23 protein-coding genes are annotated in these 25,652 nt (G+C 60.9%); 10 read left to right on the forward strand and 13 right to left on the reverse strand.

Features of this window, described 5'->3' with window-relative positions; genetic code table 11:
• Window positions 1-2 precede the first annotated feature (2 nt).
• From QWI75_RS11795 to gspE, 4 genes are all read right to left on the reverse strand, one after another.
• Window positions 3-635 (reverse strand): hypothetical protein, encoded by a 633-nt coding sequence (locus QWI75_RS11795; RefSeq protein WP_289268771.1) that lies wholly within the window; start codon window positions 633-635, stop codon window positions 3-5.
• Between the two features lie 8 nt (window positions 636-643).
• On the reverse strand, window positions 644-1,108 hold the full coding sequence (gspG, locus tag QWI75_RS11800) for a type II secretion system major pseudopilin GspG (RefSeq protein WP_289268772.1): 465 nt from the start codon (window positions 1,106-1,108) through the stop codon (window positions 644-646).
• A 34-nt stretch (window positions 1,109-1,142) separates the two neighbouring features.
• Window positions 1,143-2,375: a type II secretion system inner membrane protein GspF gene (gene gspF / locus QWI75_RS11805; protein ID WP_289268773.1), complete on the reverse strand. Its 1,233-nt coding sequence runs from the start codon at window positions 2,373-2,375 to the stop codon at window positions 1,143-1,145.
• A 182-nt stretch (window positions 2,376-2,557) separates the two neighbouring features.
• Entirely contained in the window at window positions 2,558-4,273 is a 1,716-nt protein-coding gene (gspE, locus tag QWI75_RS11810; RefSeq protein WP_289268774.1) for a type II secretion system ATPase GspE, read from the reverse strand.
• Between the two features lie 434 nt (window positions 4,274-4,707).
• Between gspE and QWI75_RS11815 the strand changes: the two genes are divergently transcribed.
• Window positions 4,708-6,342 (forward strand): S8 family serine peptidase, encoded by a 1,635-nt coding sequence (locus QWI75_RS11815; protein WP_289268775.1) that lies wholly within the window; start codon window positions 4,708-4,710, stop codon window positions 6,340-6,342.
• Window positions 6,343-6,357: 15 nt separating this feature from the next.
• Window positions 6,358-6,987, forward strand: coding sequence for a S8 family serine peptidase (locus tag QWI75_RS11820; protein WP_289268776.1), 630 nt, complete (start codon window positions 6,358-6,360; stop codon window positions 6,985-6,987).
• A 20-nt stretch (window positions 6,988-7,007) separates the two neighbouring features.
• On the opposite strand, the gene mrtJ is transcribed toward QWI75_RS11820, so the two are convergent.
• The 4 genes from mrtJ to gspC all read right to left on the reverse strand — a co-directional run bounded on the left by mrtJ (window position 7,008) and on the right by gspC (window position 12,402).
• Window positions 7,008-7,538, reverse strand: coding sequence for a JDVT-CTERM system glutamic-type intramembrane protease MrtJ (gene mrtJ / locus QWI75_RS11825; protein ID WP_289268777.1), 531 nt, complete (start codon window positions 7,536-7,538; stop codon window positions 7,008-7,010).
• 30 nt (window positions 7,539-7,568) lie between these two features.
• Complete coding sequence (locus QWI75_RS11830) at window positions 7,569-9,659, reverse strand: JDVT-CTERM domain-containing protein (protein ID WP_289268778.1); 2,091 nt, start codon at window positions 9,657-9,659, stop codon at window positions 7,569-7,571.
• Window positions 9,660-9,892: 233 nt separating this feature from the next.
• A complete protein-coding gene (locus tag QWI75_RS11835) occupies window positions 9,893-11,506 on the reverse strand; it encodes a type II secretion system protein GspD (protein ID WP_289268779.1) in 1,614 nt (537 codons plus the stop codon).
• Between the two features lie 5 nt (window positions 11,507-11,511).
• Complete coding sequence (gspC, locus tag QWI75_RS11840; protein ID WP_289268780.1) at window positions 11,512-12,402, reverse strand: type II secretion system protein GspC; 891 nt, start codon at window positions 12,400-12,402, stop codon at window positions 11,512-11,514.
• Window positions 12,403-12,815: 413 nt separating this feature from the next.
• Here gspC and QWI75_RS11845 point away from each other — a divergent pair, with 413 nt between their 5' ends.
• Window positions 12,816-14,273 (forward strand): AAA family ATPase, encoded by a 1,458-nt coding sequence (locus QWI75_RS11845; protein ID WP_289268781.1) that lies wholly within the window; start codon window positions 12,816-12,818, stop codon window positions 14,271-14,273.
• A gap of 109 nt (window positions 14,274-14,382) precedes the next feature.
• Complete coding sequence (gene sixA, locus QWI75_RS11850) at window positions 14,383-14,877, forward strand: phosphohistidine phosphatase SixA (RefSeq protein WP_289268782.1); 495 nt, start codon at window positions 14,383-14,385, stop codon at window positions 14,875-14,877.
• Window positions 14,878-14,918: 41 nt separating this feature from the next.
• Here the strand turns inward: sixA and QWI75_RS11855 are convergent, their stop codons facing one another.
• The 5 genes from QWI75_RS11855 to QWI75_RS11875 all read right to left on the reverse strand — a co-directional run bounded on the left by QWI75_RS11855 (window position 14,919) and on the right by QWI75_RS11875 (window position 18,929).
• Complete coding sequence (locus QWI75_RS11855) at window positions 14,919-15,656, reverse strand: dTMP kinase (protein WP_289268783.1); 738 nt, start codon at window positions 15,654-15,656, stop codon at window positions 14,919-14,921.
• Complete coding sequence (locus tag QWI75_RS11860) at window positions 15,604-16,353, reverse strand: dTMP kinase (RefSeq protein ID WP_289268784.1); 750 nt, start codon at window positions 16,351-16,353, stop codon at window positions 15,604-15,606. Before QWI75_RS11860 ends, QWI75_RS11855 begins: the two co-directional genes overlap by 53 nt.
• Window positions 16,350-17,903, reverse strand: a complete 1,554-nt coding sequence (locus QWI75_RS11865; RefSeq protein ID WP_289268785.1) for a Ppx/GppA phosphatase family protein — start codon at window positions 17,901-17,903, stop codon at window positions 16,350-16,352. The genes QWI75_RS11860 and QWI75_RS11865 overlap by 4 nt, the downstream gene beginning before the upstream one ends.
• A 180-nt stretch (window positions 17,904-18,083) precedes the next feature.
• Window positions 18,084-18,347 (reverse strand): hypothetical protein, encoded by a 264-nt coding sequence (locus tag QWI75_RS11870; protein WP_289268786.1) that lies wholly within the window; start codon window positions 18,345-18,347, stop codon window positions 18,084-18,086.
• Between the two features lie 27 nt (window positions 18,348-18,374).
• A complete protein-coding gene (locus QWI75_RS11875; RefSeq protein WP_289268787.1) occupies window positions 18,375-18,929 on the reverse strand; it encodes a phosphate-starvation-inducible PsiE family protein in 555 nt (184 codons plus the stop codon).
• A gap of 250 nt (window positions 18,930-19,179) precedes the next feature.
• Here QWI75_RS11875 and QWI75_RS11880 point away from each other — a divergent pair, with 250 nt between their 5' ends.
• From QWI75_RS11880 to QWI75_RS11905, 6 genes are all read left to right on the forward strand, one after another.
• The gene (locus QWI75_RS11880) at window positions 19,180-20,187 is read left to right on the forward strand and encodes a PstS family phosphate ABC transporter substrate-binding protein (RefSeq protein ID WP_289268788.1); all 1,008 of its coding nucleotides are present in this window, start codon (window positions 19,180-19,182) and stop codon (window positions 20,185-20,187) included.
• A gap of 65 nt (window positions 20,188-20,252) precedes the next feature.
• A complete protein-coding gene (gene pstC, locus QWI75_RS11885) occupies window positions 20,253-21,143 on the forward strand; it encodes a phosphate ABC transporter permease subunit PstC (protein ID WP_370693638.1) in 891 nt (296 codons plus the stop codon).
• Window positions 21,143-22,066 carry a phosphate ABC transporter permease PstA gene (gene pstA / locus QWI75_RS11890; protein WP_289268790.1) on the forward strand — a complete coding sequence of 308 codons (924 nt, stop codon included), beginning with the start codon at window positions 21,143-21,145 and terminating at the stop codon, window positions 22,064-22,066. Before pstC ends, pstA begins: the two co-directional genes overlap by 1 nt.
• 51 nt (window positions 22,067-22,117) lie before the next feature.
• Window positions 22,118-22,909: a phosphate ABC transporter ATP-binding protein PstB gene (gene pstB, locus QWI75_RS11895; RefSeq protein WP_289268791.1), complete on the forward strand. Its 792-nt coding sequence runs from the start codon at window positions 22,118-22,120 to the stop codon at window positions 22,907-22,909.
• A gap of 19 nt (window positions 22,910-22,928) precedes the next feature.
• On the forward strand, window positions 22,929-23,597 hold the full coding sequence (gene phoU / locus QWI75_RS11900; RefSeq protein WP_289268792.1) for a phosphate signaling complex protein PhoU: 669 nt from the start codon (window positions 22,929-22,931) through the stop codon (window positions 23,595-23,597).
• 599 nt (window positions 23,598-24,196) lie between these two features.
• Entirely contained in the window at window positions 24,197-25,354 is a 1,158-nt protein-coding gene (locus QWI75_RS11905; RefSeq protein WP_289268793.1) for a PstS family phosphate ABC transporter substrate-binding protein, read from the forward strand.
• The last annotated feature ends 298 nt before the right edge of the window (window positions 25,355-25,652 follow it).

A 25,652-nucleotide genomic window follows, 5' to 3' on the forward strand; every position in this document is an offset into this window, starting at 1 on the left:
GGCTAGACGCTGAGGTTGCCTCCGTAGATCTCCGGGAACAACAGCGGCCGGACATATTCCGGAAGGGGAGGGAGGGGGGCGAGATCCACGTCCACGTCGCTGACGCGAATCTGGCCGGTCAGATTACTGACATGGAGCGCGACGAGCGTCCGATTGTCGTCCAGATCGCGCAGCGAAATAATGGCCGCCTCCGGATACCCGTTCGGCAGAATCTGAACGTAGACCGTGCCGGTTTCCCGCCTGCCTTGAAACACTGTCACCGCCCGTTCGAACTTGACGCCGACGGGCAGTTCGAATCGCTTTTCATATCGGGGATCGAGTGGGATCCGTTCTCCATCGGCAAACACGGTCGTGACCCAGTATTGCCCCTGATCCAAGTCCAGGTGGAGGCGCCACACCTGCTGCGAGGAAACGGCCTGGCCCTTCAGGGTATGGATCAACCCGATCAATGAACGGCCGGCGGTCCCCGCATCCTGAAGCAAGCCGATCCTGGGGACCACAATGGCCAGGAGCAGTCCCAACAATCCGAGCACAAGGATGATTTCAAACAGGGTAAACCCGCCTTCGTGCGAGCCTCGCCCCATTCTGTAGGGCCAGGCCTCCGTGTCTGCTTGAGAGGATCGCAACGGTCTCACGATGCGGGCTAGTCCTTATCCAGGTTCCAATTGGTGATATCGGCATTGGGCCCCTCGCCGCCCACTTCGCCGTCGGTCCCCAGGGAAATGATCTCGTAGTCCCCGCGCGTGCTCGGGCTGATGTATTTGTAAGGGTTGCCCCAGGGATCTTCCGGCACCTTCTGCAGGTAACCGCCGAGCTTCCACTTTTTGGGAACGACTCCGGTGGTCGGTTTTTCGACCAGCGCCTTGAGGTTCTGCTCGGTCGAAGGGTAGACCCCGTTGTCCAGCTTGTAGAGCTGAAGCGCCGCCTCGATGTTGCGGATCTGTACCTTCGCCGCCGTGCGCTTGGCCTCATCGGTCCGCCCCATGATCCGGGGCACCACCAACGCCGCCAGGATGGCGAGAATCGCCACGACCACCATGATCTCGATGAACGTGAAGCCGGCCGCACGGCCGATCCGCCAGCCCATCATCCACCGCTGCCCGCCCATTCGCACCCTCATCCGCCGCCTGACCATTGTCACCTCACCGGACCATTTGTCCCATTTCGAAGATTGGCAAAAGAATCGCCACCACAATAAATAAGACGATCACGCCCATGCACAAGATCATGATCGGCTCGAGGAGCGCGGTCGCCCGGGCCACCACCCGGTCCACTTCGCCGTCGTAAATGCCGGCGATCCGCTTGAGCATCTCCTCCATCTCGCCGCTTTTTTCCCCGACGGCGACCATGTGGGTCACCAGCGGCGGAAATTCCCCGCTCCGTTTCAGGGGCACCGCGATGCTTTCCCCCTCGCGGATGTTCTGGCGGGCCTCTTCCACGGCCGCCTCCAGCACGCGGTTGTTCATCACGCGCCGTGACACGTCGAGGGCATCGAGCAACTGTACACCGCTGGACAGCATGGTGGCCAGCGTGCTGCTGAGCCGGGAGATGGCGACCTTCCTCGCGATCTCGCCGATCAGCGGCAGCTTCAGCATCAACCGATGCATCCGGTATTGTCCGTTTGACGTGCGGACATAGCGGCGCAGGCCATACAGGGTCGCGCCGAGACCGATCAACAGCACATGCCAATAGCGGGACAACAGGTCGCTGGCGCGCATCAGCACGACCGTGGGCCAGGGTAGCGCCTGCCCGAGGTCCGTAAAGACGGCGGTGATCTTGGGAATCGCAAACGTCATGAGGAGAAACAGGACGCCGAGTCCGACGACCAGCATGACCACCGGATACATCAGCGCGTTGGTCACCTTGGATTTCAAGGCCTGCTGCTTCTCAAGAAACTCCGACAGGCGAAACAGGATTTGGTCCAAGGCCCCGCTGGCCTCCCCCGCCCGCACCATCTGCGTGTAAATCTGCCCGAACTCCCGCGGGTATTCGCCCAGGGCGGCGCTCAGGGCCTTGCCGGCCCGCACCTGTTCCCGGATATCCGCAAAGAGGCTTTGCACGGATTTTTTCTCCACCTGATCGACGAGAATGCCCAGGGCATCGACCAGTGGCAGGCCGGCGACGAGCAACGTGGCCAGTTGCCGCGTGGCGAGCGCGAGGTCGGTCGGGGAGAGCGAACGGGGGCGCGCGCCGTGCGACGGATGCCCGGCCGCGTGGCCCGCGTCCAAGCCAGAGGCCCGCGTTTCGCGCAACTCGGTCGGATAGACCCCGCCTTGGCGCAGCTTGAGCCGAGCCCCACGGAGGCTCTCCGCGTCAATGATCCCGGCCGCCGTGCCGCCGTCCGCTCTGAGGCCCTTGTAGGCATAGACCGGCATCGGAATTATGCGTCATTGACCGTAAGGACTGGCGGTCGTGAACTCACGGCAGGAGCAATGTGGCGACGCGCATGGAAACCGATGCAACCCCAGCGTCCGTGCGCCGCTCCCGGCGGGCTTGTCTGTCGTCGAAGCCACCCTGTACTGAAACCGGCATGTTTCTCAATCCTTCATACTGCGGGCTAGATTTCCACTTCCTGCTGGGTGATCCGCATCACCTCTTCCGTCGTCGTGACGCCCTTGACGACCTTGGCAGCTCCGTCGAGCTTCAAGGGAATCATTCCCTTCCCCATGGCCGCCTCCCGAATTCGAGAGGCATCGGCCTTGGCGCCGATCAAGCGACGAATCTCGTCGTCCATCACCAACAGCTCGTAGACGCCGGTCCGTCCCCGGTAGCCGGTATTGCCGCATGACGGGCAGCCGACCCCGCGATACAGCATCGGATGGCCCTTGGCCGGATTGATCCCGAGCCGCGCCAATTCCTCATCGCTGGGCTCGTAGGGGCGCCGGCAGTCCGGACAGATCACGCGCGCGAGCCGCTGGGCCAGCACCGCCACTACCGATGACGCGACCAAGAAAGGTTCGATCCCCATGTCGATCAATCTGGTAGCCGCGCTGGCCGCATCGTTGGTATGGAGCGTGGAGAACACCAAGTGGCCGGTCAGCGAGGCGTGGATGGCGATTTCGGCCGTCTCCAAATCGCGGATTTCCCCGATCATGATCACGTCCGGGTCCTGCCGGAGAATCGACCGCAGGCCGGCCGCGAAGGTCAGATTGATCTTGGGATTGACCTGCATCTGGCCGATGCCCTGAAGCTGATACTCGACGGGATCTTCGATGGTGATGATGTTCTTGTCCGGCGCATTGATCTGGCTCAAGGCTCCGTAGAGCGTCGTGGTCTTCCCGCTGCCGGTCGGCCCCGTGACCAGAATGATGCCGTGGGTCAGGTGAATCAGTTGCTGCATGATGGTCAACTGATCCTGTGAAAAGCCGATCTCGGACAGGTTGAGCAGCTTGTTTTCCTTCTGGAGCAACCGCAGCACAACCCGTTCACCATGGGAAGTCGGCAACACCGAGACTCGGATATCGACATCCTTCCCTGCGGTCCGAATGCCGAACCGTCCGTCCTGGGGCAGCCGCTTCTCGGCGATGTTCAGCCCCGCCATGATTTTGAGCCTGGCGGTGATGCTCGACTGGAGATGCTTGGGAGGGGTCAGCACGGGATAGAGCACCCCGTCGATTCGATAGCGGATGACCAGGCCCCGCTCGAAGGATTCGACGTGGATATCGCTTGCCCGGCGTTTGACCGACTCAAAGAGGATCGAGTTGACCAACCGGATGATCGGCGCCTCGTCCGTGGCGTCCAGCAAGTCTTTCGGTTCTTCCAACTCGTGGGCCAGCTTGTCCAGATTGCTTTCGGCGACCAGATCCTCCATGACCGATTCGGCCGCGGGAGCCGCCGCGCGGTCATACACTTGATTCAGGGTCGACAGGAGCACGATTGGCGTGGTAATGACGGGCTTCACCGGTTTCCCCAGCAACAAGCGCAAGTCGTCGAGGGCCTCGACTTGGAGCGGATCGGCTGTGGCTACGACGACGCCGTCGTCCTCCTCCCGCAAGGGGAGAACTTTGAATCGCCGGGCAAAACCGATCGGTACCTTGTTGATGAGGTCGCCGTTTACCAACGTGGCATCCAAGAAGGGGACCCAGGGGAGGTCCAACTGCTGCGCGAGCGCCTGGAGAACTTCCTCTTCCTTCATCGTTCTGTTCTTGACCAGCAACTCGCCCAAGCGTACCCTGCGAGCCCGCTGCTGCGTGAGCGCGTCTTCAAGGACGGGATCGGGGAGGTGAAATTTTTCACGCAAGACCCTCCCGAGGAGTGAGAGTCCGTAGGCCACCAACGCACCTTTTCTTATCGACGAAATCGCACGGGCCGGCAACCGCGGGCTCTGCTTCTCCAGGCGGGGAATACCGACCGGGATTGCTGCCGAAGTACCTTATCCGAAAGAGCAGTACCCAAGCAAGTTCCGCGCCGGGTTAGCTAGAGGCCGAGGGATCAAGGGAAAAGGCGATGATTCAGGTCTCTATCCTGAACTTCACCTGAACTCATGAAGGAATAGTAATACAGTCGAGAATTCACTGACCAGGCAATTGAGAAAAGGGGCGGTCGTCGCTTGCCTGAGGACGAGGGACTGTCGCCGGCCTTAGCTCTTTCGTATAGATGATTTGAGCTGGGCTCATTGGTAACGTTCGGCACTCACTCTGATCAATAGTCCTGAAGACCGTCTCTGAAAAGCCGGTCGATCCCTCGCATACGCTGAGCCATGACCCGATGATGCAACCTTTCTTCCATGGACTCGGCGTGCCGGTCGTTGGTGCGGCACTCTATCTGCTCCTCGCCGGCTGTTCGGCAGGGGAGGACGCAAACCCGGCCACCACGCAAACGGCGTCGGGTGGATCGACCGTGGGCGGGCCGGTCGCCGTCATCGACGATCCGCTGTTCTCTCAACAGTGGCATCTCCAAAATACCGGCCAGGGCGGCGGCACGGTCGGGGAAGATGCGCGGGTCGTCGGCGCGTGGAATCAGGACATCAGCGGCCGCGGAGTCCGGATCGCCGTGGTGGACGACGGGCTGGAGATCGGTCATGAAGATCTCGCTCCCAATGTGATTTCCGGGCAGAGCCACAATTATCTGACCCATGGCTCCGATCCCACGCCGGTGAGCACCGGGACCTGTAGAGAAGCCGGAGGGTCGGCGGACTGTCACGGCACGGCAGTGGCGGGGGTGGCCGCGGCCTTTGCGAACAGGGCCGGAGGCCGAGGAGTCTCTCCCTATGCGAATCTGGTCGGATACAACCTGCTCGCAAGCGGGGTCATCAGCCCGGATAGTCTGGAAGCCGACGCCATGACGAGAAATGCGGCCGGCGTGTGGATCTCGAACAATAGTTGGGGCGCGCCGGATGACGGGCGCCTGCATCCCAGCGGTCCACTCTGGAAAGCGGGTGTGCTGGCCGGTTTGTCCGGCGGTCGAAACGGGCTGGGCACCATCTATGTCTGGGCCGGCGGAAACGGCGGTCCGCGGAGAGGCGACAATTCGAATTACGAAGGTTATGCCAATTTTCGCGGCGTGATGGCGGTGTGCGCGGTCAACGCGGCCGGGCAACAACCGCCCTATTCGGATCCCGGCGCCAACCTCTGGGTCTGTGCTCCATCCAATACGGTCGGGCCCGGGTTTGCGTTGCCCGGCATCACGACCACGGACCGGTCCGGTTCCCAAGGGTACAATATCTCCGGATCGGGCGGTGATCCGGTCGATCCCAACTATACGACCCAGTTCGGCGGGACGTCCGCCGCCACTGCCGTGGTTTCCGGAGTTGCCGCGCTCATGCTCCAGGCGAATCCGCATTTGGGATGGCGTGACGTGCGACAGGTGTTGGCGGAAACGGCCAGGCAGAACGATCCCGGCGACTCGGACTGGATGATCAACGGGGCCGGATTTCACGTGAATCACAAGTACGGGTTTGGCACGGTCGATGCCGAGGCCGCCGTCACCAGGGCCCGCACCTGGACGAACCTCGGCCCGCAGCGCACCTTTTCACGCACCCTCACGCCGTCGTTGGCACTCGCCGACGGCGGGACCGCCACGAATACGGTCGCGATCGCTTCGAGCGGGATCGCCAGAATCGAATGGATTGAGATTGAGGTGACGCTCAATCACGCCAACGACGAGGAGCTGGAAATCGTCCTCCGCAATGAAACCACGGGAACCACGAGCGTCCTGGCCGAGCCTCGCACCTGTTCGGGAAGCGGCGTCGATCTCTGCGGCGACTACAACGCGTGGATCTTCGGCAGCGCGCGCCATCTCGGGGAGGGTGTGGACGGCAATTGGACGTTGCTGATTCGAGACTCGAGTCCGGGCCTGACAGGGACGCTGGTCTCCTGGAAGCTGACCTTTTACGGGACGTGACGGGGAGTGGACCACGTGGCAAGACACACGGCTCCATTGATGGTTCTGGCATTTGTCACGATCGCAAGTTGCGCCGGCATGGAATGGATCGACGGTCCTCCGCAGGCCCATTCCCAGGAGCCGGCCCAAGGCCGTTGGGGGACGTCCTTCATCTGGTATGACGGGACAAACGAACGGCGGGTCTGGCTCGACGCTGAACAGGTGGCGGAATTGGCTCCCGATCAAGGTTCCGCGACCACCCTGCCCCTTGGCCATGTCCTTCCTCACAGCCCCCGCGGTCTCCGGCTCTGGGAGGTCGAAAAGGGGGTGACTCCTGATCGGTTGGTGAAGGAACTCGGCTCCGGAAGTGGGAGGGCCTCATTCTCGCCGGTGCTTCGGGATGCCCCGTCACCGGATAGTCCAATGCGCCTGCTGCCGGGAAACGTGATCGTCGATCTCGAGCCATCCTGGTCCCAGGAGAAGGTGCAGGACTGGGCAGACAGGCATCAAGTGGAAGTGTTGGCCCGTCTACCAATCGGGACGAATATGGTGGTGATCAAGACCGCTCCGGGATTGGCCGCGTTGGAACTCGCGAACAAGCTGTACCGTTCCGGAGAGGTGCGGGCTGCCTTTCCGGACTGGTGGACGGAAAAGACGCTCAAGTAACAGGTTTCCATCCAAATTCTTCAGGTCTGCATCCACCCTGTCAGCAGCAGGTACCCACCGTTGTAGTACATATGCAGCAATGCCAGCGGGTACAGGCTGCCGAGCCGTTCCCGGAGAAAGCCGAACGCCAGAGAGACGACGAAGATGCCTCCAACCCAGAGAAGCGGATGGGTGGGGAGGTGAGCCGAGGCGAAGGCGACGCTGGCAACCACATTGGCCAACGTGAGCGGCCCGAAGAGAAGGCGGCGGCCGGTTTCTTCCAGCAGAATCCCCTGGAGGACGCCGCGAAAGAAAACTTCTTCACAAAGCGGCTGCCACAGGACGATCGACAGCACAACCAGCGAGTCGCTGCCGGTCCCTCTCTGCGGCGAGACGGCGCCGGCAACGGACAGGACGATCCAATATCCGATCGCGGCGAGGACTGCTCCCACAAAATAGGAATCCTTGCTCCATCCGGGCCGATAAATGAGGCCGCAGGTTTCCGCAACGTTGCGCCAGGCCTCAAGCCAACTTTTCCCGATCGGATGATCGGAGCAGGCGGATTTCAGCATGGAATCGATCCTTTTCCAGCCTGGACCATGTCAGTACCGTCTCCGCCGGTGTCGCCAGATCAGATAGCCGATCGATGCGGCCACCAGCAGGGGTAACAGAGGATCGAATGGTGATGAGGGATTCAATGCACATCCGCCGCCATCATCACCGCCGGTGCCCGAAGGAGTTGGTGCAGGCGGTGGGGGCGGCGGTGGCGGGATCGTGTTGAACGTCGCCGTCACAGTCGCGTCGGTGGAGACCGTGCAGGTCCCGGTGCCTGAACAGCCTCCTCCTGTCCATCCGGCGAAGGTCGAGCCGGAAGCCGCTGTGGCGGTGAGGACGACCGAGGTCCCGTTGCCGAACACAGCTTCGCAGGTCGAACCGCAATCAATCCCGTCCGGAGCGGAAACCACGGTGCCCGCTCCGCTGCCACTCTTCGCGACCGTGAGGTTGAAGATGCCGAACTTGGTACCGGCCCACCAGGTGCCCCACCGCCCATTCCCATCGACCGTGCCGGATCCAACCGGTTGCTCGGCATATTCCTGGATGGTCCAGAACGTACGATCATCGTCAGGATCGACCGTTGTCGCGCTATAGTCGCCCCAACGGTTCCTCCCTGCTCCGAACGTTTTATAGTAGGGCCCCAACCCTTCCTTGAGGAGTTCGACCGGCTGCATCGAGCCTGGCGGGTCTCCCGTTTCTCTGGCGGTGTAAGCGGCCCCGGCATACATCGCGGGAGACGATTCGCTGAAGCCGATCATGACATGGTTGTCCTTGTTGACCCCGATCGACGGATAGAAGAAGGACATGACGTTGTCGCCGATCCGCCCCTCCTGCACCGGTGCCCCTGCCTCTGTGAGCGAGGCTTCGGCAGGGTCGATCTCATACCACGCGATCTCTACCCGCTGAAAATCAGCACTGCCGAGGTGCTGAACGGTCCACAGACGGCCGTTCCGGAAGACCGCATTCTGGAGTCCCTGTCCATGGACTTCTAAGTTCGGAACCCCTCCCAACTGACGCGCCGAGGGGGCAAATAGCTGCTGATTCACGGCAATGAAGCCCAGATCTTCATACATCGGGTCCGGCGCGAACCGGACGCGGCCAATGCGGAGCGCATTTGGTCCCGGCCCACCGGCAATCAACCATTTCCCGGAGACTACGTACTCAAACTCAGAATTCCCAAACACGTGGGCCGGTTGGGATGACCCGCCTAGCAGTGATGTCCTGAACTCCGTAAATTGCATAATCGAAGAATTTTGCAGCAGCGGCTGCTTGGGAATGACCCAGAGTTTCCTGTTTGAGCCGCCACCGATCATATTGGCCGTCACATAGTAGTTCCGGGCGTCGAGTCCTAGTCCAGGATAGTCCGCCCATTCGCTGAACTGGGTGTCGTTGAAGCGGTCGGCATCGATGGCATAGAGAAACCAGTCACCGGTCGGATCGGAGGTGGCGGACACACCGATCAGTATCCAGGACCAGGGCGGCTCGCGTCCGCCGATGGAGATCGCCACGAATCGTTCCGCATATTGATCGTAGAGCACCTTGGGATCGAAGACATCATTGGCCGGTTCCTGGATCCCCGTGCCGAGCGAGGACCAGAAGGTCCTGAGGGTCACTTGGGTCAGCAAGGTCCCGGTCGCTTTTTCAAAAAAGCCGACTCCATTGTTCAGGATTTCCATGAGATGATCGCGACCGACGGCCCCCTGGGTGTCGGGAGGGATCCATCCCGTATCAATGAGGCCTGGGAAACTTCTGTTGAGCGGGGGAGCCGCGGGGGCCTGCAATCTGGCAGAACGTTCACTTGGTTGAGATGGTTGGATCAACAGATTGCTGTCGCGATCGGGGCCTCCCGGCTTTTTTTTTACGTCAGGGAAGGGTTTGTTTGGGGCTTCTTCATGGTGGGGAGCCGCTCGCTGGATCTGACGGGGAGGCGCCGACGCCCGCTCCCGCTTCTCCATTTCCTGAAGCCGATCGGTCGCATGGGGAGCCGCCACCGACTTGGTGACGCCCTTGACCTGCTGTTCTTCGGCCGCCATTGCGACATGTGGCCCGATGAGCACGACCGGCAAGAGAGCGAGGAGAAGCACGAGTCGCCGATACACCCAATCCCTCTGGGAATGGGATTCATTCCAGTTCCGCATCGAGAATCCCTCCTTGGCGGAGTCTCACAGGATGGACGGACAGGTCCTCCAGGCTTGCGCTGTACCGGGGACGGAGGCACGCGGGCGCATCCTAGTATGACGTGGTGAAGATTGCAAGAAGTGGAACGGGATAAATGGTAGGACGAAATACGTGTATTTTTAAGCGATAGGGAATGGACGTATTTCGCGTCTCTTAACCCACATTATTCATGACGGTTCGTGAATAATGTGGGTTAGGGCTGGGGAACGGGGGTTTCTGTCGGCTCCACTCCCTCCAGAGGGACATCGGCCGGCGGGGCGGTCTTCGGCATCAGTTGTTCGAGGATCTGACGCTGCGTGCCGGTCGGTTCGTCGATTCGGTTGAGCCGCTGAACGAGATTCGCCTCCTGCGCCTTGCGCTTGTTGAGTTCGATCATGTCGGCTTCATCGCGAACCAAATGAGGAGTCAAAAAGACGAGCAGGTTCAGTTTCTCCGACTGCTTGCTCTGAAAGCGGAACAGCCACCCGAGCCAAGGGATATCGCCCAGGAACGGGATCTTTCGTTCATTCATCGTCACGTTGTCGCGGACCAGCCCGCCGACCACGATTGTTTGCCCGTCCTTCGCCACGGTCGTGGTCTCCATGGCCCGTTTGGTGGTGGTCGGGCCCACCGGGACGGAGGCCGTGCCTGTTCCGATCGTCTGCGCTACGCTTTCCGCGATCGCCGTGATCTCCTGCTTGACCTCAATGCGGATGAGGCCGTCGTCCAAGACTTGCGGCGTCATTTCCAAGGTCACGCCCACGTCCTTGCGCTCGATGGTCACCAACGTGCCCCCGGTGATGCCTTGCGCCTGGCCGGTCGGAAAAGGCCGGTTCTCGCCGACCACGATCTTGGCCTTCTGGTTGTCGGAGGCCAACACTTGCGGCGTGGAGAGGATATTTGTGTCGGTCATCGTCATCAGAAGTTGCAGAAAGACTCGAACATTGAGGGTGTCCAGAATCGTCAACGTATTGCCCGAGGTGGCGCCGCTCAAAATCTGTGCGATCGTCGCGATATCTTCGGGCGTGCGGTTCAGGCCGAACAGCCCTTGAACCGATCCGGACTTGCCCGCACCGACAGCCTGCACAGGATCTGTGCCGATCTGACGAAGCCGGTCCACGCCGATTTCAAGGATCACGGCTTCCACGAACACCTGGTTGCGTTTCGTATCCAGCCCGCGGATCACGCTTTCCAGCATCGTATAGGCGTTCTTGGTCGAACTGATTACGATCGAATTGGTGGCCTTGTCGGCAAACACCTGCACCGGCGCTTCGAACTCGGTGAGCGGTCGGATCGGCGGCCGCCCGCCCGGTTGGGTGCTGACCGGTTGAGCCGCTGCCCGCGCGACCAAGTTCGTGAGGAGGGCCGCCACATCGGTCGCGTTGGCATGTCTGAGCTTATAGACGAACACCGCGCGCTCCGGAGGCGCCTCGGCGGTTTGTACGATCTCCACCACATTTCCTTTCGGAATGGCCGTCAGACGATTCACCTCCAAAGCGGCGAGGAACATATGGTAGGCCTGATCCACCGTGACCTTCGTCGGCGAAAAGATCGTAATCTTGCCGCTGTTTTTCTTGGCGGTTTCATCGACGACGATGTTCTTGCCGGTCAGCTCGCTGATGAAACGAATGACGACGGGCAAGTCCACTTCGTTGAAATCGAGCGTGACGCGCCCCCCCTGCCCATTGGGTTTCGGCGCCGTCACCTGCGCCCATGACGGATTCAAGGTCTGCATCAAACCGATAAGCAGGACCGAGATAACAACCAGCCGACCGTGTCGCTTCCAGAGATTGAACATCGGTTGGTGAAGATGGGGATACGGGGTCACGACGCTTACCCTCGGATATCGTAGGTCAAGGTGGTGCGCTGGCTGTTCCGAAGCACGTCTACCGCGACAGTCCGTTCGTTTCTTAATTGTTGAAAAAGGCCCAGGGCCATGCCCGGATCGCGCAGTTCGACGCCGTTGATCCGTTGCAGCACATCCCCGGCCTGGAGGCCGATCTTCTCGAAGAAACTGCCCTTCATGATGAAGTCCATGCGGAACCCGTCCACCTTTCCCTCATTCATGTGAGGAACGGCCCGCGCCTGCGTCATCAGCTTCGGCACGTCCGATAACATCTGCGACAGTTCGGCTCGATCGACGGACCGCCGGAGCGGTCCGGGCATGGAGGCCGGGGCCACGACCGCGCCGGCCGGAACCACGGCCGGGGCCGCCTGCTGGAGAATATCCAAGAACAACTCTTCCTGGAGCGGCCCTTGCGTCAGCAGAATGGACTCCTTTCGGATCTCGCTCACCGTGCCGACCCCTTCCACCTGGTCGCCCACGCGATACGCGGCCTGACGGCGGCCGGTCAGATGCTCCACGACGGCCAAGGATTGCGCGCCGTCTCCGACGACGGTGCCGAGCAACCGGATTTTCTTCACCGCGTCCAGAGCGGCAAGAACGGCGGGCTGTCCCATCGGCCCTCCCATGACCGGGCTGCCAGAAGCGGCCTGCATCGACGGTGGAGGCGGTGCAAACAGGCGGCTGGTTTCGATCTCGCGGGCCAGTTGACGCAGATCCTGAACATGACCGGCCGCGGCAGGCCGGACGATGGAGCTTTCCGTCCCCTCCAACGGCGGCAACAGAGCCTGGGCGACAAAAGCGTTGAGCGTATGGGCAACCAGAAAGGCGGCAATCGCGACAAAGGCGAGCACGACAGCCTGGCGGCTTAAGTTTTTCATAGACCGAAGGATCAGATACCGGGCGCGCAGCCTGTCATGGTAGCGTGATGATCTAGCAAATAGCAAACCAAATACCGGAATTCACGATTTCAGACGGAGCGAGACGCGGTCATGCGATGAGGGTCATCCGTCGGGGCGCTTTTATCGCCAGGGGCAAGGACAATCAGAGCAAGGGCGGCCACCGGAACAGGAGCGGCGGCGTGCTCCGGGCCGATCTTCCAAACACGATTCCTCTGCGCAACTGTCGTTCTGAAGGGTTCCGGATACATGGTCATCGGACGCCATGATTGCGAATTCCGTTTGGCTCCGTCTGCTATGCTTCCCTGTTCGGAATTGTAAATCGCTTTCCTTCACGGACGGCTATGCTAGGTTGAATTCGATCAAGCCATTCGCATCAACCGGACAGGCGGATCATGTACGAAGCGTGTTACGGGCTGACGACCAACCCCTTTGCCCTCCTGCCGGACCCTGACTTTTTCTGGGCCGGCCCGCAACAGCAGAAGGCCTGGTCGATGCTGGAACGAGGACTGCTGAACGGCGCGGGCTTCGTGGTCGTGACCGGCGAACCGGGCACCGGCAAAACCACGTTGCTCCGCAAGTTCCTCGCGGCGCATGCGGACCGGTTCGTCGCCGGCACGATTTCCGTCGGCCCCAACAATACCGCCGAACTGCTTCCTTGGATTCTGCTCGCCTTCGGCCTCGACCGGCAGGCCAGCGACCGAGTCGAATCGTTCCAGACGTTGTCCGGTTTCCTGCGGGATCAAATGGCGCGGGGTCGGCGGGCGCTGCTGGTCGTGGATGAAGCTCAGAACCTGACGGCCCCGCTGATGGAAGAGCTGCGCCTGTTGTCGAATCTGAACGACGGCCAGACCGCGCAGCTTCAGATCCTGCTCTTCGGACAGCCGGACCTTCGCAGCCTGCTCCAACGTCCGGATGCCAGGCACTTTGCACAACGTATCGCGGTGGCCCATCACCTGACGCCCCTCTCCGTTGAAGACACCTCGCAGTACATTCAGCACCGTCTGACCATCGGCGGCGGCCGGCGCAAGCTGTTCACCGACCGGGCCTGCGCCGTGATCTGCCGTATGGCCGGCGGAATCCCTCGGGTCGTGAACCAAGTCTGCGATGCCGCGCTGAGCCGGGCGTCTCTCAAGCCAGCCGCTTACGTGACGAGCCGCCTCCTGATCGAGACAGGCCCCGATCTCATTCACGGCGGCTTGCTCCCCGGACTGAGCGAGGCGGATCCGACCGTCGCCACGGATGACGACGGGCTTTCGGACGAACTGCCGGAGACTGACGGAGTGCCGTCGCCACAGAACAATGAACCCACGGCGGCGGAACGAGCAGAATCGCTGGCTGAACCGCCGGCCGACTCACCGGCGCCCGAAGCGACTCACACCCATCCGGCGCTCGAAGATCCGCAAGCCCTGTATGACGAAGGGATGGTCTTGAAGAAAGAGGGACGCTATCAGGAGGCCATGGACCGGTTTCAACGTCTGACCGGAGATCCCAGCCTGGCGTTGCAGGCCTATGCGCAAATCGGGATCTGTCTACGCGCCTCAGGACGATTGCCGGAGGCCGTCGTGGCCTTCCGCAAGGCCCTGGGCACGCAGGCCGCGCAATTGGACCATCGGACGATCACGCTCCATTATCTTCTGGGCCGTACGCTTGAAGATCTCGAACGCTGGTCGGAAGCCACCTCGGCCTATCGCCGGACTCAACGTCTCGACCCCAACTACAAAGATACCGGCGCGAGGCTGGAACACATCAAGCAGCAAGCGGAAGCGGCTGCTCGCAGAAAGGCCGCGGAGGGGTCCTGGATGGGAGATGCCGTGCACACCATTCAACGCGTGCTGGGCGGGAAATCGTAAGGAGATACGGCCGGTCCGCGACGGCCGAGACGGCTCAACCTATCGGGAGAGGAATAAAGATGATAGAATCCCGCCAGTTTGATCATCAGAGAAAGGAGATCGGCCCATCATGCAGTGTGTCCTATTCAGACACGGCATCGCCGTCGCACGGGAAGACTGGCAGGGAGAAGATGCGCAGCGGCCGCTGACCAAGAAGGGCGAGAACCGCGTGCGGCAAGCAGCCGAGGGACTCGCCAACCTTGATATCCGTCCCACCCATATCCTGACCAGCCCGTTTCTTCGCGCGCATGAGACCGCTCAGATTCTGTATCACATGCTGAAAATCAAGGCCTCGCCCCGCATCTGCGACGAACTGATTCCCGACAGTCCGCCCGACAAGCTGTTTCCCCTGTTGGCCACCCTCCCCAATGACGCCACGGTCATTTGCGTGGGGCACGAACCGCACCTCAGCGAGGCCGCGAGCCTCATGTTGTTCGGCAAGCCCGCCGCGGCCCTCTCGATGAAAAAGGCCGGCGCCTGCCTGATCACGTTTGGGGAACATCCCAAGCCGGGACGGGGCCTGCTCGAATGGTGGATGCCGCCCTCCGCGCTCCGAGCCTTGTAAAGCGGATACGCGGATAAAAGGACGGTGAACGCGGGACCGTCTTATGAAATCGGCGGGGCCATGTCGGCGCCGAGCAACTCGACCTTCTTGGACGTCCGTTCCAGCAACGGTTGAATGTGCGAACGCAGCTCCTCCTGGATTTCCTCCGGCGGTTTCCGGGCATCCACGACTTCGAACCCGAATTCCTCCGCCATCTTGTCGAACTCCTCGATCATCAGCGATTGATACTTCTTGAAGCTGTCGTAGAGGTCCGTTCCGAGGCGAAGGTCCATGCCCGATTCCCAGAAATCCATGCCTTTGGTTTCAATGACCCGGAGCGCGAGGGTGTCCACGTCGATCCGCAGATAACACACGAGGTCGGGCACCAGCGCGAAGCCCAGCACGTCTTTAATCCATTTGCGGTCGCCGCTCCGGACGATGTCCCGGGCAAACGCGGTGTAGATATACCGGTCCGCGAGGACGATGAAGCCGGATCGCAGGGCCGGAATGATCTGGTGCTCCAACCGATCCGCAAAATCCGTCGCATAGAGGAGGCTGAACGACCAGCGGTCGAGGATGTTCCCCTGCTTGGCCATTTCGATGGTCTTGGACATCAGGGTGGACCTGGTCCAGCCGGTCGTCACGACCCCGTATCCCTGAACCTCCAGCCACTCCTGCAACGATTCGATGTGCGTGGACCGGCCGACCCCGTCGGTCCCCTCGATCGCGATCAGTTGCCCTTTGAGATCACTCGGATCGACGTACGCTAAACCGTCGCCAAAATACTGTCCGCTTGCCATGCGTGCCCCGTTTGGGTTTGTAGTTGACCAGCGCCTGATCGACGAGCCGGCGCATTTCGTTCTGCTGGACCTCGATATCCTTCGTCGCGTCCATCACCGTCAGGCCGTACTCGCCGACGATCTTGTCGTATTCCATGAGAATCCGCGATTGAAAGATCCGGAAGCTTTCGGTCAGGTCCGGGTGGAGATTCATGTCCATGCCAGCCTCGTAATATTTGAGCTGGGCGCGCGTGCCGCGCAAGAGACGTCCCATGGCCACGTCGATGGGGACATTGAAATAGAACGCCATGTCCGGGCGCACCGCGAACTGGTAGACTTTCCGCACCCAGGCCGGGGAGACTCCGCGGACCGCGTCGCGCGCGAACGCGGTATAGACGTAGCGGTCCGCCAACACCAGCATGCCGGCTTTCAACGGCGGCAGGATCTCGTGGTAGAAGCGAGAGGCGAAATCGGTGGCATGCAGCAGGCTGAAGGTGGTCGGCGTGAGGCTTTTGCTCTTCTTGCCTCGTTTGGTCGTGTCCTTGACGAGTTCTGACGAATTCCATTCCGTGAAAAAGACCTTGTATTCCTTCGACTCCAGCCATTTTTGCAACAGCGACAGTTGCGTGCTCTTTCCGGACCCGTCGATGCCCTCGACGATGATGAGTTTTCCCGGATAGGGATGGGGTTGGGCGAACGTGCTTGTCTGGGCGGTCATGCCGCGGCTCCCTTCGCGCGAATCTTCACGAACTGAACCTTCCGGCCCAGGACCTTCTCCAGCAGATCGGCGCGGCCTTTGGCGGCCCACAGTTCGAGCTCGACATCGCCGGCGGTCTGCAGCGAGATCGTAATGGTGGCGCCGAGGCGCACCTGAAGGCTGCGGACCACGGCGAAATGGGAGCGGTCGAGGCCGTCGGCCACGCGGAGCATCGCGCTGAGTATCTCGATGACCCGGCGGATCGTGCCGGACAAAGCCCCAAAGGAGCCGTGTTTCTTCTGCGGATGCGAGCGCCGATGGTAGCGTGCAACGTTCGCGATGACCTCGATCTCCTCCGACTGAAATCCCGACAGGTCGCTGTGCTTGATCAAATAGTACGTGTGCTTGTGGTGCTGCCGGGGATTGATCATGTAGCCGACGTCGTGCAGCAGCGCCGCATATTCCAGCCATTCCCGCTCCTTCCGCCCATAGCCGTGAACGGCCCTGGTCTGGTCGAAGAGCTGAAGCGCCAATTTGGCCACATGGTCGCCGTGGTCCAGCGGGACCTGGCACCGCCGCGCCAGACCGATCACGTTTCTCCGCCGGACATCCGGGATCTCCTGTTCGGCCTTGATCTTCTCGCGATGGCGCTGAATGAAATCATAGATCACGCCCTCCCTGATGGCCTTGTCGCTGATGATCAGCTCCTCCGCTTCGCAGAGCTCGAGCACCATGCGCAGCACCGTGGCGGCCGGGAACAGCGTGTCGGCCCGCTTGGGATCGATGCCCGGAATCGCCAGGCGTTCTTTGGGACCGGATCGGCCCAGACGCGCTTCAATCGCTTCAAGATCCTTGCGCGCCACCGTGGCCAGGTTGAGCTGGGGCAGGGGGCGTCCCGTCCGTTCCAGGTGAATCACTTCCGCCAGATTGCCGGCCATGCCGGAGGTCGCGACAATACGCTCAAAGCGCGTGCGGCGAAAGTCCTTGAACGCCTCTTCCAGTTGCGTCCGGATCAAGGCCCGCATCTGCTTTTGCATCGACTTGGAGTTGGGATTGCGGTGAAGGTACAGATCCTTGAGGCGAATGGCGCCCAACTTCAGGCTGCATCCCCGCAGCAGGCCCTCCCGGTTGCCTGCCATCAGTTCGACCGATCCGCCACCGACGTCCACGACCAAAATCGGGCGTTCGGTGAGCGTCATGCTGTGCTGGACGCCCAAAAAAATGAGCCGGGCTTCCTCGCTCCCCGTGATCACGCGGACGGTCAAACCAGTCTCGCGGGCGATCTGTTCCAGAAATTGGCCGCCGTTTCTGGCCTCCCGCACGGCGCTGGTGGCCACCGCTTCGATGCGCTCGAAGCCCCGGTTCCTGGCGAGCCGCACGAGATTGCGGATCACCTCCAACCCGCGCGCCACCGCCGAGTCCGACAAACGTCTGGCGACAAACGCCCCGTCGCCCAATCTCGTGATGTCTTTGAGACGATCGACGATCTTATAGGAGAAGTCGGGTTCGACCTCGGCCAGGACGAGATGGATGGAATTGGTGCCGATATCGAGAATGCCGAGTTTGGCCATGAAACCCTAGCAGGCGGCGGCTAACGGAGCCGGATGCAGGAGACTGCTCTCGGCTCCGTGCACCATCCGCCTCTGCGGTGGAGAACGGCGGACAAGCCCTGTCACCTTGGGCTCCGAGCTTAGCATAAGCCAGGGAGCCCTTGCGACAGACCTGCTCGGCCCAAATGGGATTGGTTGAGATCAGCGGGAATCACGCACGGAGCCGGCCATGACCACCTCCGTCTGTTGGCCGGAGCGAGCGAGATCGGCCAACAGGTAGGTAAAACCATGCCTCGACAGGACGATCCGTCTCCGGCGGCTCAAATGGTCTACGGCATGGAACAGTTCCGCCCAGCTCAGCTCCGGCAGCATCGCCGCCACCTCTTCAAGCGTGAGAGGATGAGCCGCATCCTGTGCCAAGAGATCGAGTATCAGCGCGTCAGCTCTGCCGTTATCTTGTTGCATCAGCCGCCTCCTGGAGGACTATCATCATCAGCAAGCTTCGGCGCGGTCGCTCGGTGATATCGCCTCCTCCTGCTGCTCCCGTTCGACAGAGCCGGCGGGGGAGAACCGGACCGCCACCACGCGGGTCACGGCCAACACCAGCAGGATCCCGCCGAGCATGGCGAACCGGAAGGGATCGGCGCCTTGGAACCACTCGGAGATGACCTCCGTCAACATGACGACGAGGATCGTGTCCACGATGAACGTTACCTTGACGCGCCCGGCCGAAAAGTAGGTGAGCGTGGTCTTTAGCACCTCGACCACGGCCAGGAGTATCAGAGCATCGACGATGACCTGCCGCAGGCCCACCTCGAGAGCCGATTGGAACATCAGCGGAATATCGAGCAGCGTCCGTCCCACCCCACAGATGAAGGCGATCTGGATCGTCACGATCAAGAGGCTGAGCGAAAGCCTCGTCAGCCGGTTCCACAACTGGGAGGGGTCGAACGCCAGCATGCGGACCAGCGCTTGCCTGACGACTCCCTCTCGTTCCGTCTCGCCCACCGGCACGATGGCGATATGATCATGGACCCAACTCTTCATGGAGCGCCTCTCTCCTTTCCGGTTCTTGTATCCCTGCGTTCAACCGACCATATGTGCTGATAGTCGCCTGTCCTCGTTTCTACATCGTCAAGACCGCATCACCTGCGCGTAAACTTCCGGGGAAGTTTCCTGTAGCGTCCCCGTCGGCCTGGTCCCAGATGTAACTGTTTCTTGATCATTCAATAACGGCGGGGTAATCCCCGTTCTCCATGCTCCTCTCCTGCTACGCGAATGGATCTGAAAGGGGCGTATGATGACTCGTTTCTTCATGGGAATCGGGTTCGCAAGCCTGCTGATTGCTGCGGTCGCTCCGGATGCACCCCTGCCGGCCCAGGGAAAGCCCATCATCAAGATCGACGGGTCCAGCACGGTCTATCCGGTGACCGAGGCCGTGGCGGAGGAATTCCAGAAGGCCGCGAAGGGGGCGGTTCGCGTGACGGTCGGGATTTCAGGAACCGGGGGAGGGTTCAAGAAATTCTGCCGCGGAGAAATCGACATCGCCGACGCTTCCAGGCCCATCCTGAAAGAAGAGATCGAACTGTGTCGCGCGAACGGCATCAAGTATATCGAATTGCCCGTCGCCTATGATGCGTTGACCGTCGTCGTCAACCCGCACAATACCTGGCTCAACTCGATCTCGGTGGCGGATCTCAAGAAGATGTGGGAACCGGCGGCCCAGGGCACGGTCACGCGATGGAATCAGATCAGGCCCGAATGGCCGAACACCTCGCTGGTCCTCTTCGGCGCAGGCTCCGATTCCGGCACGTTCGACTATTTCACGGAAGCCGTGGTCGGGAAGGCCAAGGCCAGCCGTGGGGACTACACCGGAAGCGAAGACGACAACGTCCTGGTGCAAGGCGTGGAAGCGAACAAGAACGCGCTCGGGTATATTCCCTTTGCCTATTACGCGCCCCATGCCAAACGGTTGAAGCCGCTCCCAATCGACAATGGACATGGCTCCGTGGCTCCCAGCGTGGAGAACGTGCTGAAGGGCGCCTATGCGCCGCTCTCGCGCCCGCTGTTCATCTATGTCAAGGACAGCTCGGCGAAGCGAGGGGAGATCAAAGAATTTGTCGAATTCTATCTGACGCAGGGCGCCAAGCTGGCGGAAGAGGTCCGATACATTCCGTTGCCGGAGGGTGCATACAGGATAGCCCTGCAACGGTTCCGGGACGGGCGCCTGGGTTCCGGGTTCGGCGGAACCCCGGAGGTCGGATTGCCCATCGACGACATTCTCAAGCGAGACCCCAAGCTGTGAATAAATCCGTCGCGGTCGTCTCCGACGCCGACAAGCAAGTGGGATTCGACAAGAACGACGTCCGCTTGTCGCGCCGCCAGCTCCGACGCCTGTATGAAGGGCTGGCTGAAGGCATCTTGTTCATGGCCGCCTGCGCGTCCATCGCCGTGACCTTCGGTATTCTCGCCATCCTGCTCTACGAATCGCTGGCCTTCTTCCAGCATGTGTCGCTCACGGACTTTCTGACGGACACCCTCTGGACGCCTCTGTTTGCCGACGCGCACTTCGGCATCCTGCCGTTGGTCGCCGGCACCGTGGTCACGAGCGGGGTTGGGTTGCTCGTCGCCATCCCCTTGGGCACGGTGGCCGCCGTCTATCTATCTGAATTTGCCCCGGCGCCGCTGCGCGAATTCATCAAGCCGATTCTGGAGCTGCTGGGGGCGGTCCCCACCGTGGTCTACGGCTACTTTGCCCTGTTGGTCGTCACGCCGGGGCTTCAGGTGATTCTGCCGGATCTGCCGGGATTCAACATGCTCGGGCCAGGCCTCGTCATCGGCATCATGATCATGCCGTTCGTGATCTCGCTGAGCGAAGACGCCATGCGGGCCGTTCCCATGGCGCTACGGGAATCCTCCTATGCGCTGGGGGCAACTCGATTGCAAACGGCGCTGAAAGTCGTCGGCCCCGCCGCCACCTCCGGCATCGTCGCCGCCTATATCCTGGCCATCTCGCGCGCGATCGGCGAAACCATGGTCGTAGCCATCGCCGCGGGGCAAAATCCCATCCTGACCTGGAACCCCATGGAACCGGCCGCCACGATCACCGCCTATATCGTCCAGGTCGCCTTGGGCGATCTGCCACACGGGAGCATCGGCTATCAGAGCATCTTTGCGGCAGGATTGGTCCTCTGCCTCATGACCTTGGCCTTCAATGTATTCGGTCATCTCCTGCGCAAACGCTTCCGGGAGGTGTACTGATGCCGTCACCGTTGTTGTCCGGCCAAAAAAGAAATTTAGCCCGCCGGCGGTTGGCTGAGCGCCTGTTCACGGTCTTCGGGCTTGGGACTCTGGCTGTTGCAGTCATCGCCCTGGTCCTGCTGTTCGGCCAGCTCTTGTTGGACGGGCTGTCGCGAATCGACTGGCGGTTTCTCACATCCTTTCCCTCCCGCCGAGCAGCGGACGCCGGCATCCTGTCCGCCTGGGTCGGAACCGCTCTGATCATGCTCGTAACCATCGTCGCCGGCGTGCCGATCGGGGTGGCGGCGGGCCTGTACCTCGAAGAATATTCGCCCCGCAATCGAATGACCGAGTTGATCGAAATCACCGTGACGAATCTGGCGGGCGTTCCCTCGATCATCTACGGCCTTCTGGCCCTCGGCGCCTTCGTGTACCTGTTCGGCATGGGGGAGAGCATCCTGACGGCGGGGTTGACCCTGGCGCTGCTCATCCTCCCGGTCGTGATTGTCGCCACCAGGGAGGCCATCCGTGCCATTCCAGTTCAGATTCGAGAGGCTGCCTACGCGCTGGGGGCGACCAAATGGCAGACCGTCACCGAGCATGTCCTGCCCTATTCGCTGGCCGGCATCATGACCGGGGTCATCATGGGGTTGAGTCGGGCCATCGGGGAAACCGCTCCCATCATCACGATCGGGGCCCTTACCTTTATTGCGTTTCTTCCACCGGCGCCGATCACCGCCGAACCGCCGTTTGTCTCGTTCGAATGGCTGAACTCGGCCTTTACGGCCATGCCGATCCAGATGTTTTCCTGGGTTTCCCGTCCAGGGGATGATTTCTTGAGCAATGCCGCTGCGGCCGGTGTGATCTTGATGGTGATGACCCTCATGATGAACGGCGCCGCCATCTATCTCCGGTACCGCATGCGCAAACGGATTACCTGGTAGAGGAGCGAAGCCATGCCCACACAGACAACAGAGACAGCAGGAGTCGGCGTGATGAATGAGCCATCTCTCTTGGGCGGGCCGGCCACACTCAAGGCGGAAGCCAAAAACCTCTCGTTCTCGTACGGGGCCACCAGGGCGCTGCGGAACATCACGTTGCCGGTGGGGCAGAATCAAATTACCGCATTGATCGGTCCGTCCGGTTGCGGCAAGTCGACGTTTCTCCGCTGCTTCAACCGCATGCACGACCTCTATGTCGGCAACGGGTACCAGGGCGAGATCATGCTGTATCCGGACCAGTGCAATATCCTGTCCCCTCGGATGGATCCGATCGACGTGCGCATGAGGATCGGGATGGTCTTCCAGAAGCCCAATCCCTTTCCGAAGTCCATCTACGAAAACGTCGCCTACGGCTTGCGGGTGCGCGGGATCACCAGCCGGGCGCTCCTGGACGAGGCCGTGGAGCGGGCCTTACGAGGCGCAGCCCTCTGGGAAGAGGTGAAGGACCGCCTGGACCAGTCCGGTGCGTCGCTTTCGGGAGGGCAGCAACAGCGCCTCTGCATCGCCCGTGCCCTCGCCACCAACCCGGAAATGCTGCTGCTGGATGAGCCGACCTCCGCGCTCGATCCGATCGCGACGGCCAGCGTAGAGGAGCTGCTCCTTACACTGAAGCAAACGGTCACGATTCTCATCGTGACGCATAACATGCAGCAGGCGGCGCGCGTGTCCGACTGGACCGCCTTCATGTACCTGGGCGAGTTGATCGAATTCAGCCAGACGAAGACGATCTTCACGACCCCTTCGAACAAGCAAACCGAAGACTATATCACCGGTCGATTCGGGTAGGAGAAAAGGGGAGCACGCCATGCAGCGGCATTTTGACGACGAGCTTCAGCAACTCAAGGCCAAGTTGCTCAGAATGGGCGGGTTGGCCGAGGGGCAGATCCAGAACGCCTTGCGGGCCTTGACCGCCAGGGATTCCGCTCTCGCGGTCCGGGTGATCGATGGGGATCATCGCGTCAATGCGCTGGATGTGGAAATCGACGAGGACTGTATCGGGTTGTTGGCGCTCCACCAGCCGGCCGCCCGCGATCTCCGCCTGATCACGACCGCCATGAAGATCGCGAGCGAACTCGAGCGGATCAGCGATCTGGCCGAAAGCATCAGCGAACGGGCCATCGAGTTGAATCGAGAGCCGCAACTGAAACCCTACATCGACATTCCGCGCATGGGACAGTGGGCGGTCACCATGGTCAAAGAGAGCCTCGACAGTTTTGTCGGAGGCGACGTCGCTCTCGCGCAGAAAGTGATGAAAGACGACGACTTCGTCGATGACCTCATGGGGCAGTTGTTCAGGGAATTGCTCTCCTACATGCTGGAAGATCCTCGGACCATTTCGCGCGCCATCCGCCTGACGTTCGTCGCGAAGTCCATCGAGCGGGTGGCGGATCATGCCACCAATATCGCCGAACTGGTGGTCTACATGGTCGAAGGCAAGATCATCCGGCATATGGCCCCGCAGACCTCAACCTGAAACGATTGCCTGCAAGCTTTCTCCACGCGACAAGATGAGATGGAACGGTCCTCAAATGGATCGTTCAGCAGAATAAAATGGAAGGCGGAACCATCTCGCTGTGATTTGCCACCGGTCTATTTGCGAAGCCGAAAAATATTCCGGACATCGGATCCGATCGACCAAACGAACCAAAGCAACAGTATGCCGCCAAACAATTCCAAGCTGGTCAGCGGTACTTCTCCAAGATCGTCCCACATACAGTTGCTCCCTTGGCGGTAACCTTCATACGGATGGAATTTCCTGTGAGTATAGCCGAAGCGGCCTCTCCAAGGGTCAAGGACGGGTTGCAACGAGGTTAACTCTGTGCCCAAGCAAACAGGTCTCGCGGAAAGCCTCGGGCTGCGGAATGACTGGAACCGCGCGGCGGATGATGTTGAGGAGGGAGCGGCCTTGAGTCTGTTCCCGACCAGCCAGTGGGCGGCCGACCAAAGAGTTAACGTAGAGTTAACAGCCGGATGACTGGTCAGCAATGGGGCAACGATAGAGTCCCCGCCAATGACATGTCTGTCCAGATCCCGGACCATCACGATCATCCATTGCAGCGAAGGAGGTTTCAGATGATGACACAAACCCGTCATGTTCCCGCCTACTGGAGGCTCATCCCCGGTGTCGTGGCCTCGGCCTGCTTGGCAACGTTCGTGTCCACAGCGGCGGCAGAGCTTGCCGGACATAATCAAACTGGAGGGGTGACCGTTGATTCCACGATTGAGCCCTACGTGAGTCAGAACGGGCTGTCGGGCAAACTCAGCATCGCGGGCTCCGATACGATGCGCCCGCTCCTGACCAAGCTTGCCGCCCAATTTATGGTTTTGCATCCCTCCACCCAGATTGCGGTGGAAGGGGTAGGATCGGGCGCTGCCGTCCGAGAGTTTCAGCTCGGTATTTCTTATCAGCGACGGGGGGACAAGGTACGGGGGCGGGGGACAGGGGGATCGAACACAGTGGAGCTACTGGCTTCATCCCGCCGACTGACCGAGGATGAAATTCAGGGCTTTGAGTCTAACCATGGACACCGTCCGCTCGAAGTCCCTGTTGCAATGGACGCGGTCGCCATCTATGTGCAGAAGGACAACCCCGTTCAGCAACTGACGATGCAGCAAGTGGATGCGATCTTCGGCAAGGATCGCAAACGCGGACACGCACCCGTTACGCACTGGGGTCAGATCGGTGTGCCGGGCTCGTTGGCCAGCGAGCCCATACATCTCTTCGGACGAGATAAGCGCTCTGGTACGCGGGACTTTTTCAAACATGTCGCTCTCAAAGACGGCGAGCTAAATGACACGTTGATTGAGCAGCCGGGCTCGGCCTCGGAGATCATCGCCATCGCCCAAGATCCCCAAGCAATCGGGTATGCGGGTGAGGGGTTCCAGATTTCCGCCGTCCGCACAGTGCCGATTGCGCCGGACAGCGGCCAGCCTGCCGTCCTTCCCTCTCGGGAAGCAGTCATATCGGGCGCCTATCCGTTGGGTCGAGAGCTATATCTGTATGTGAAGAAAAATCCAACTGGTGAATTGGATGGAGTGCTGAGGGAGTTCCTCTCCTTTGTCAATAGCCGCCAAGGACAAGAGACGGTCGCTCGTGCAGGATACTACCCCTTGACTGGAACCCAGATTGCCAGGAACCGTCAAGAACTGAAGCTTGCGAAAACAGGCCTAGCGGGTATACCGGCGGCCGGTGAAACGGACCTTCGGCTTGCCGAACAAGGCAGGCGATAGACGCGATCTTGGTATCACGCCAGTAGGCAGAGTTCACACGTGAGGGGAGCGTTCTCTGATCGGGAGGACGCTCCCTTTTCTTATGCCACGTCTGATAGGATACCGCTCGGCACCGTTCAGCGAAACGCAATGTCTTGTCTTCCGACGAAGAAGGGGTGATCTCGATGAAGAACAACTCCCCATCCTGGGTTGGCTCTGTGCTCGTGGCCCTCCTGGTGTTGGCCGAAGGCTGTGCAAGCTCGCCCCCTCCCCGCGAGCTGTATCGAGATTCTCTGACCTCAATTCGGCTGGAGGTTGA

Source organism: Nitrospira tepida (assembly GCF_947241125.1).
Taxonomy (GTDB): Bacteria; Nitrospirota; Nitrospiria; order Nitrospirales; family Nitrospiraceae; genus Nitrospira_G; species Nitrospira_G tepida.

Coding starts and splice junctions, on each gene's coding strand:
- gspG (WP_289268772.1), bottom strand. CDS start 1,108: ATGGGCGGGCAGCGGTGGATGATGGGCTGGCGGATCGGCCGTGCGGCC.
- gspF (WP_289268773.1), bottom strand. CDS start 2,375: ATGCCGGTCTATGCCTACAAGGGCCTCAGAGCGGACGGCGGCACGGCG.
- QWI75_RS11815 (WP_289268775.1), top strand. CDS start 4,708: ATGATGCAACCTTTCTTCCATGGACTCGGCGTGCCGGTCGTTGGTGCG.
- mrtJ (WP_289268777.1), bottom strand. CDS start 7,538: ATGCTGAAATCCGCCTGCTCCGATCATCCGATCGGGAAAAGTTGGCTT.
- QWI75_RS11830 (WP_289268778.1), bottom strand. CDS start 9,659: ATGCGGAACTGGAATGAATCCCATTCCCAGAGGGATTGGGTGTATCGG.
- gspC (WP_289268780.1), bottom strand. CDS start 12,402: ATGAAAAACTTAAGCCGCCAGGCTGTCGTGCTCGCCTTTGTCGCGATT.
- QWI75_RS11845 (WP_289268781.1), top strand. CDS start 12,816: ATGTACGAAGCGTGTTACGGGCTGACGACCAACCCCTTTGCCCTCCTG.
- sixA (WP_289268782.1), top strand. CDS start 14,383: ATGCAGTGTGTCCTATTCAGACACGGCATCGCCGTCGCACGGGAAGAC.
- QWI75_RS11855 (WP_289268783.1), bottom strand. CDS start 15,656: ATGGCAAGCGGACAGTATTTTGGCGACGGTTTAGCGTACGTCGATCCG.
- QWI75_RS11860 (WP_289268784.1), bottom strand. CDS start 16,353: ATGACCGCCCAGACAAGCACGTTCGCCCAACCCCATCCCTATCCGGGA.
- QWI75_RS11865 (WP_289268785.1), bottom strand. CDS start 17,903: ATGGCCAAACTCGGCATTCTCGATATCGGCACCAATTCCATCCATCTC.
- QWI75_RS11870 (WP_289268786.1), bottom strand. CDS start 18,347: ATGCAACAAGATAACGGCAGAGCTGACGCGCTGATACTCGATCTCTTG.
- QWI75_RS11875 (WP_289268787.1), bottom strand. CDS start 18,929: ATGAAGAGTTGGGTCCATGATCATATCGCCATCGTGCCGGTGGGCGAG.
- QWI75_RS11880 (WP_289268788.1), top strand. CDS start 19,180: ATGATGACTCGTTTCTTCATGGGAATCGGGTTCGCAAGCCTGCTGATT.
- pstA (WP_289268790.1), top strand. CDS start 21,143: ATGCCGTCACCGTTGTTGTCCGGCCAAAAAAGAAATTTAGCCCGCCGG.
- pstB (WP_289268791.1), top strand. CDS start 22,118: ATGAATGAGCCATCTCTCTTGGGCGGGCCGGCCACACTCAAGGCGGAA.
- phoU (WP_289268792.1), top strand. CDS start 22,929: ATGCAGCGGCATTTTGACGACGAGCTTCAGCAACTCAAGGCCAAGTTG.
- QWI75_RS11905 (WP_289268793.1), top strand. CDS start 24,197: ATGATGACACAAACCCGTCATGTTCCCGCCTACTGGAGGCTCATCCCC.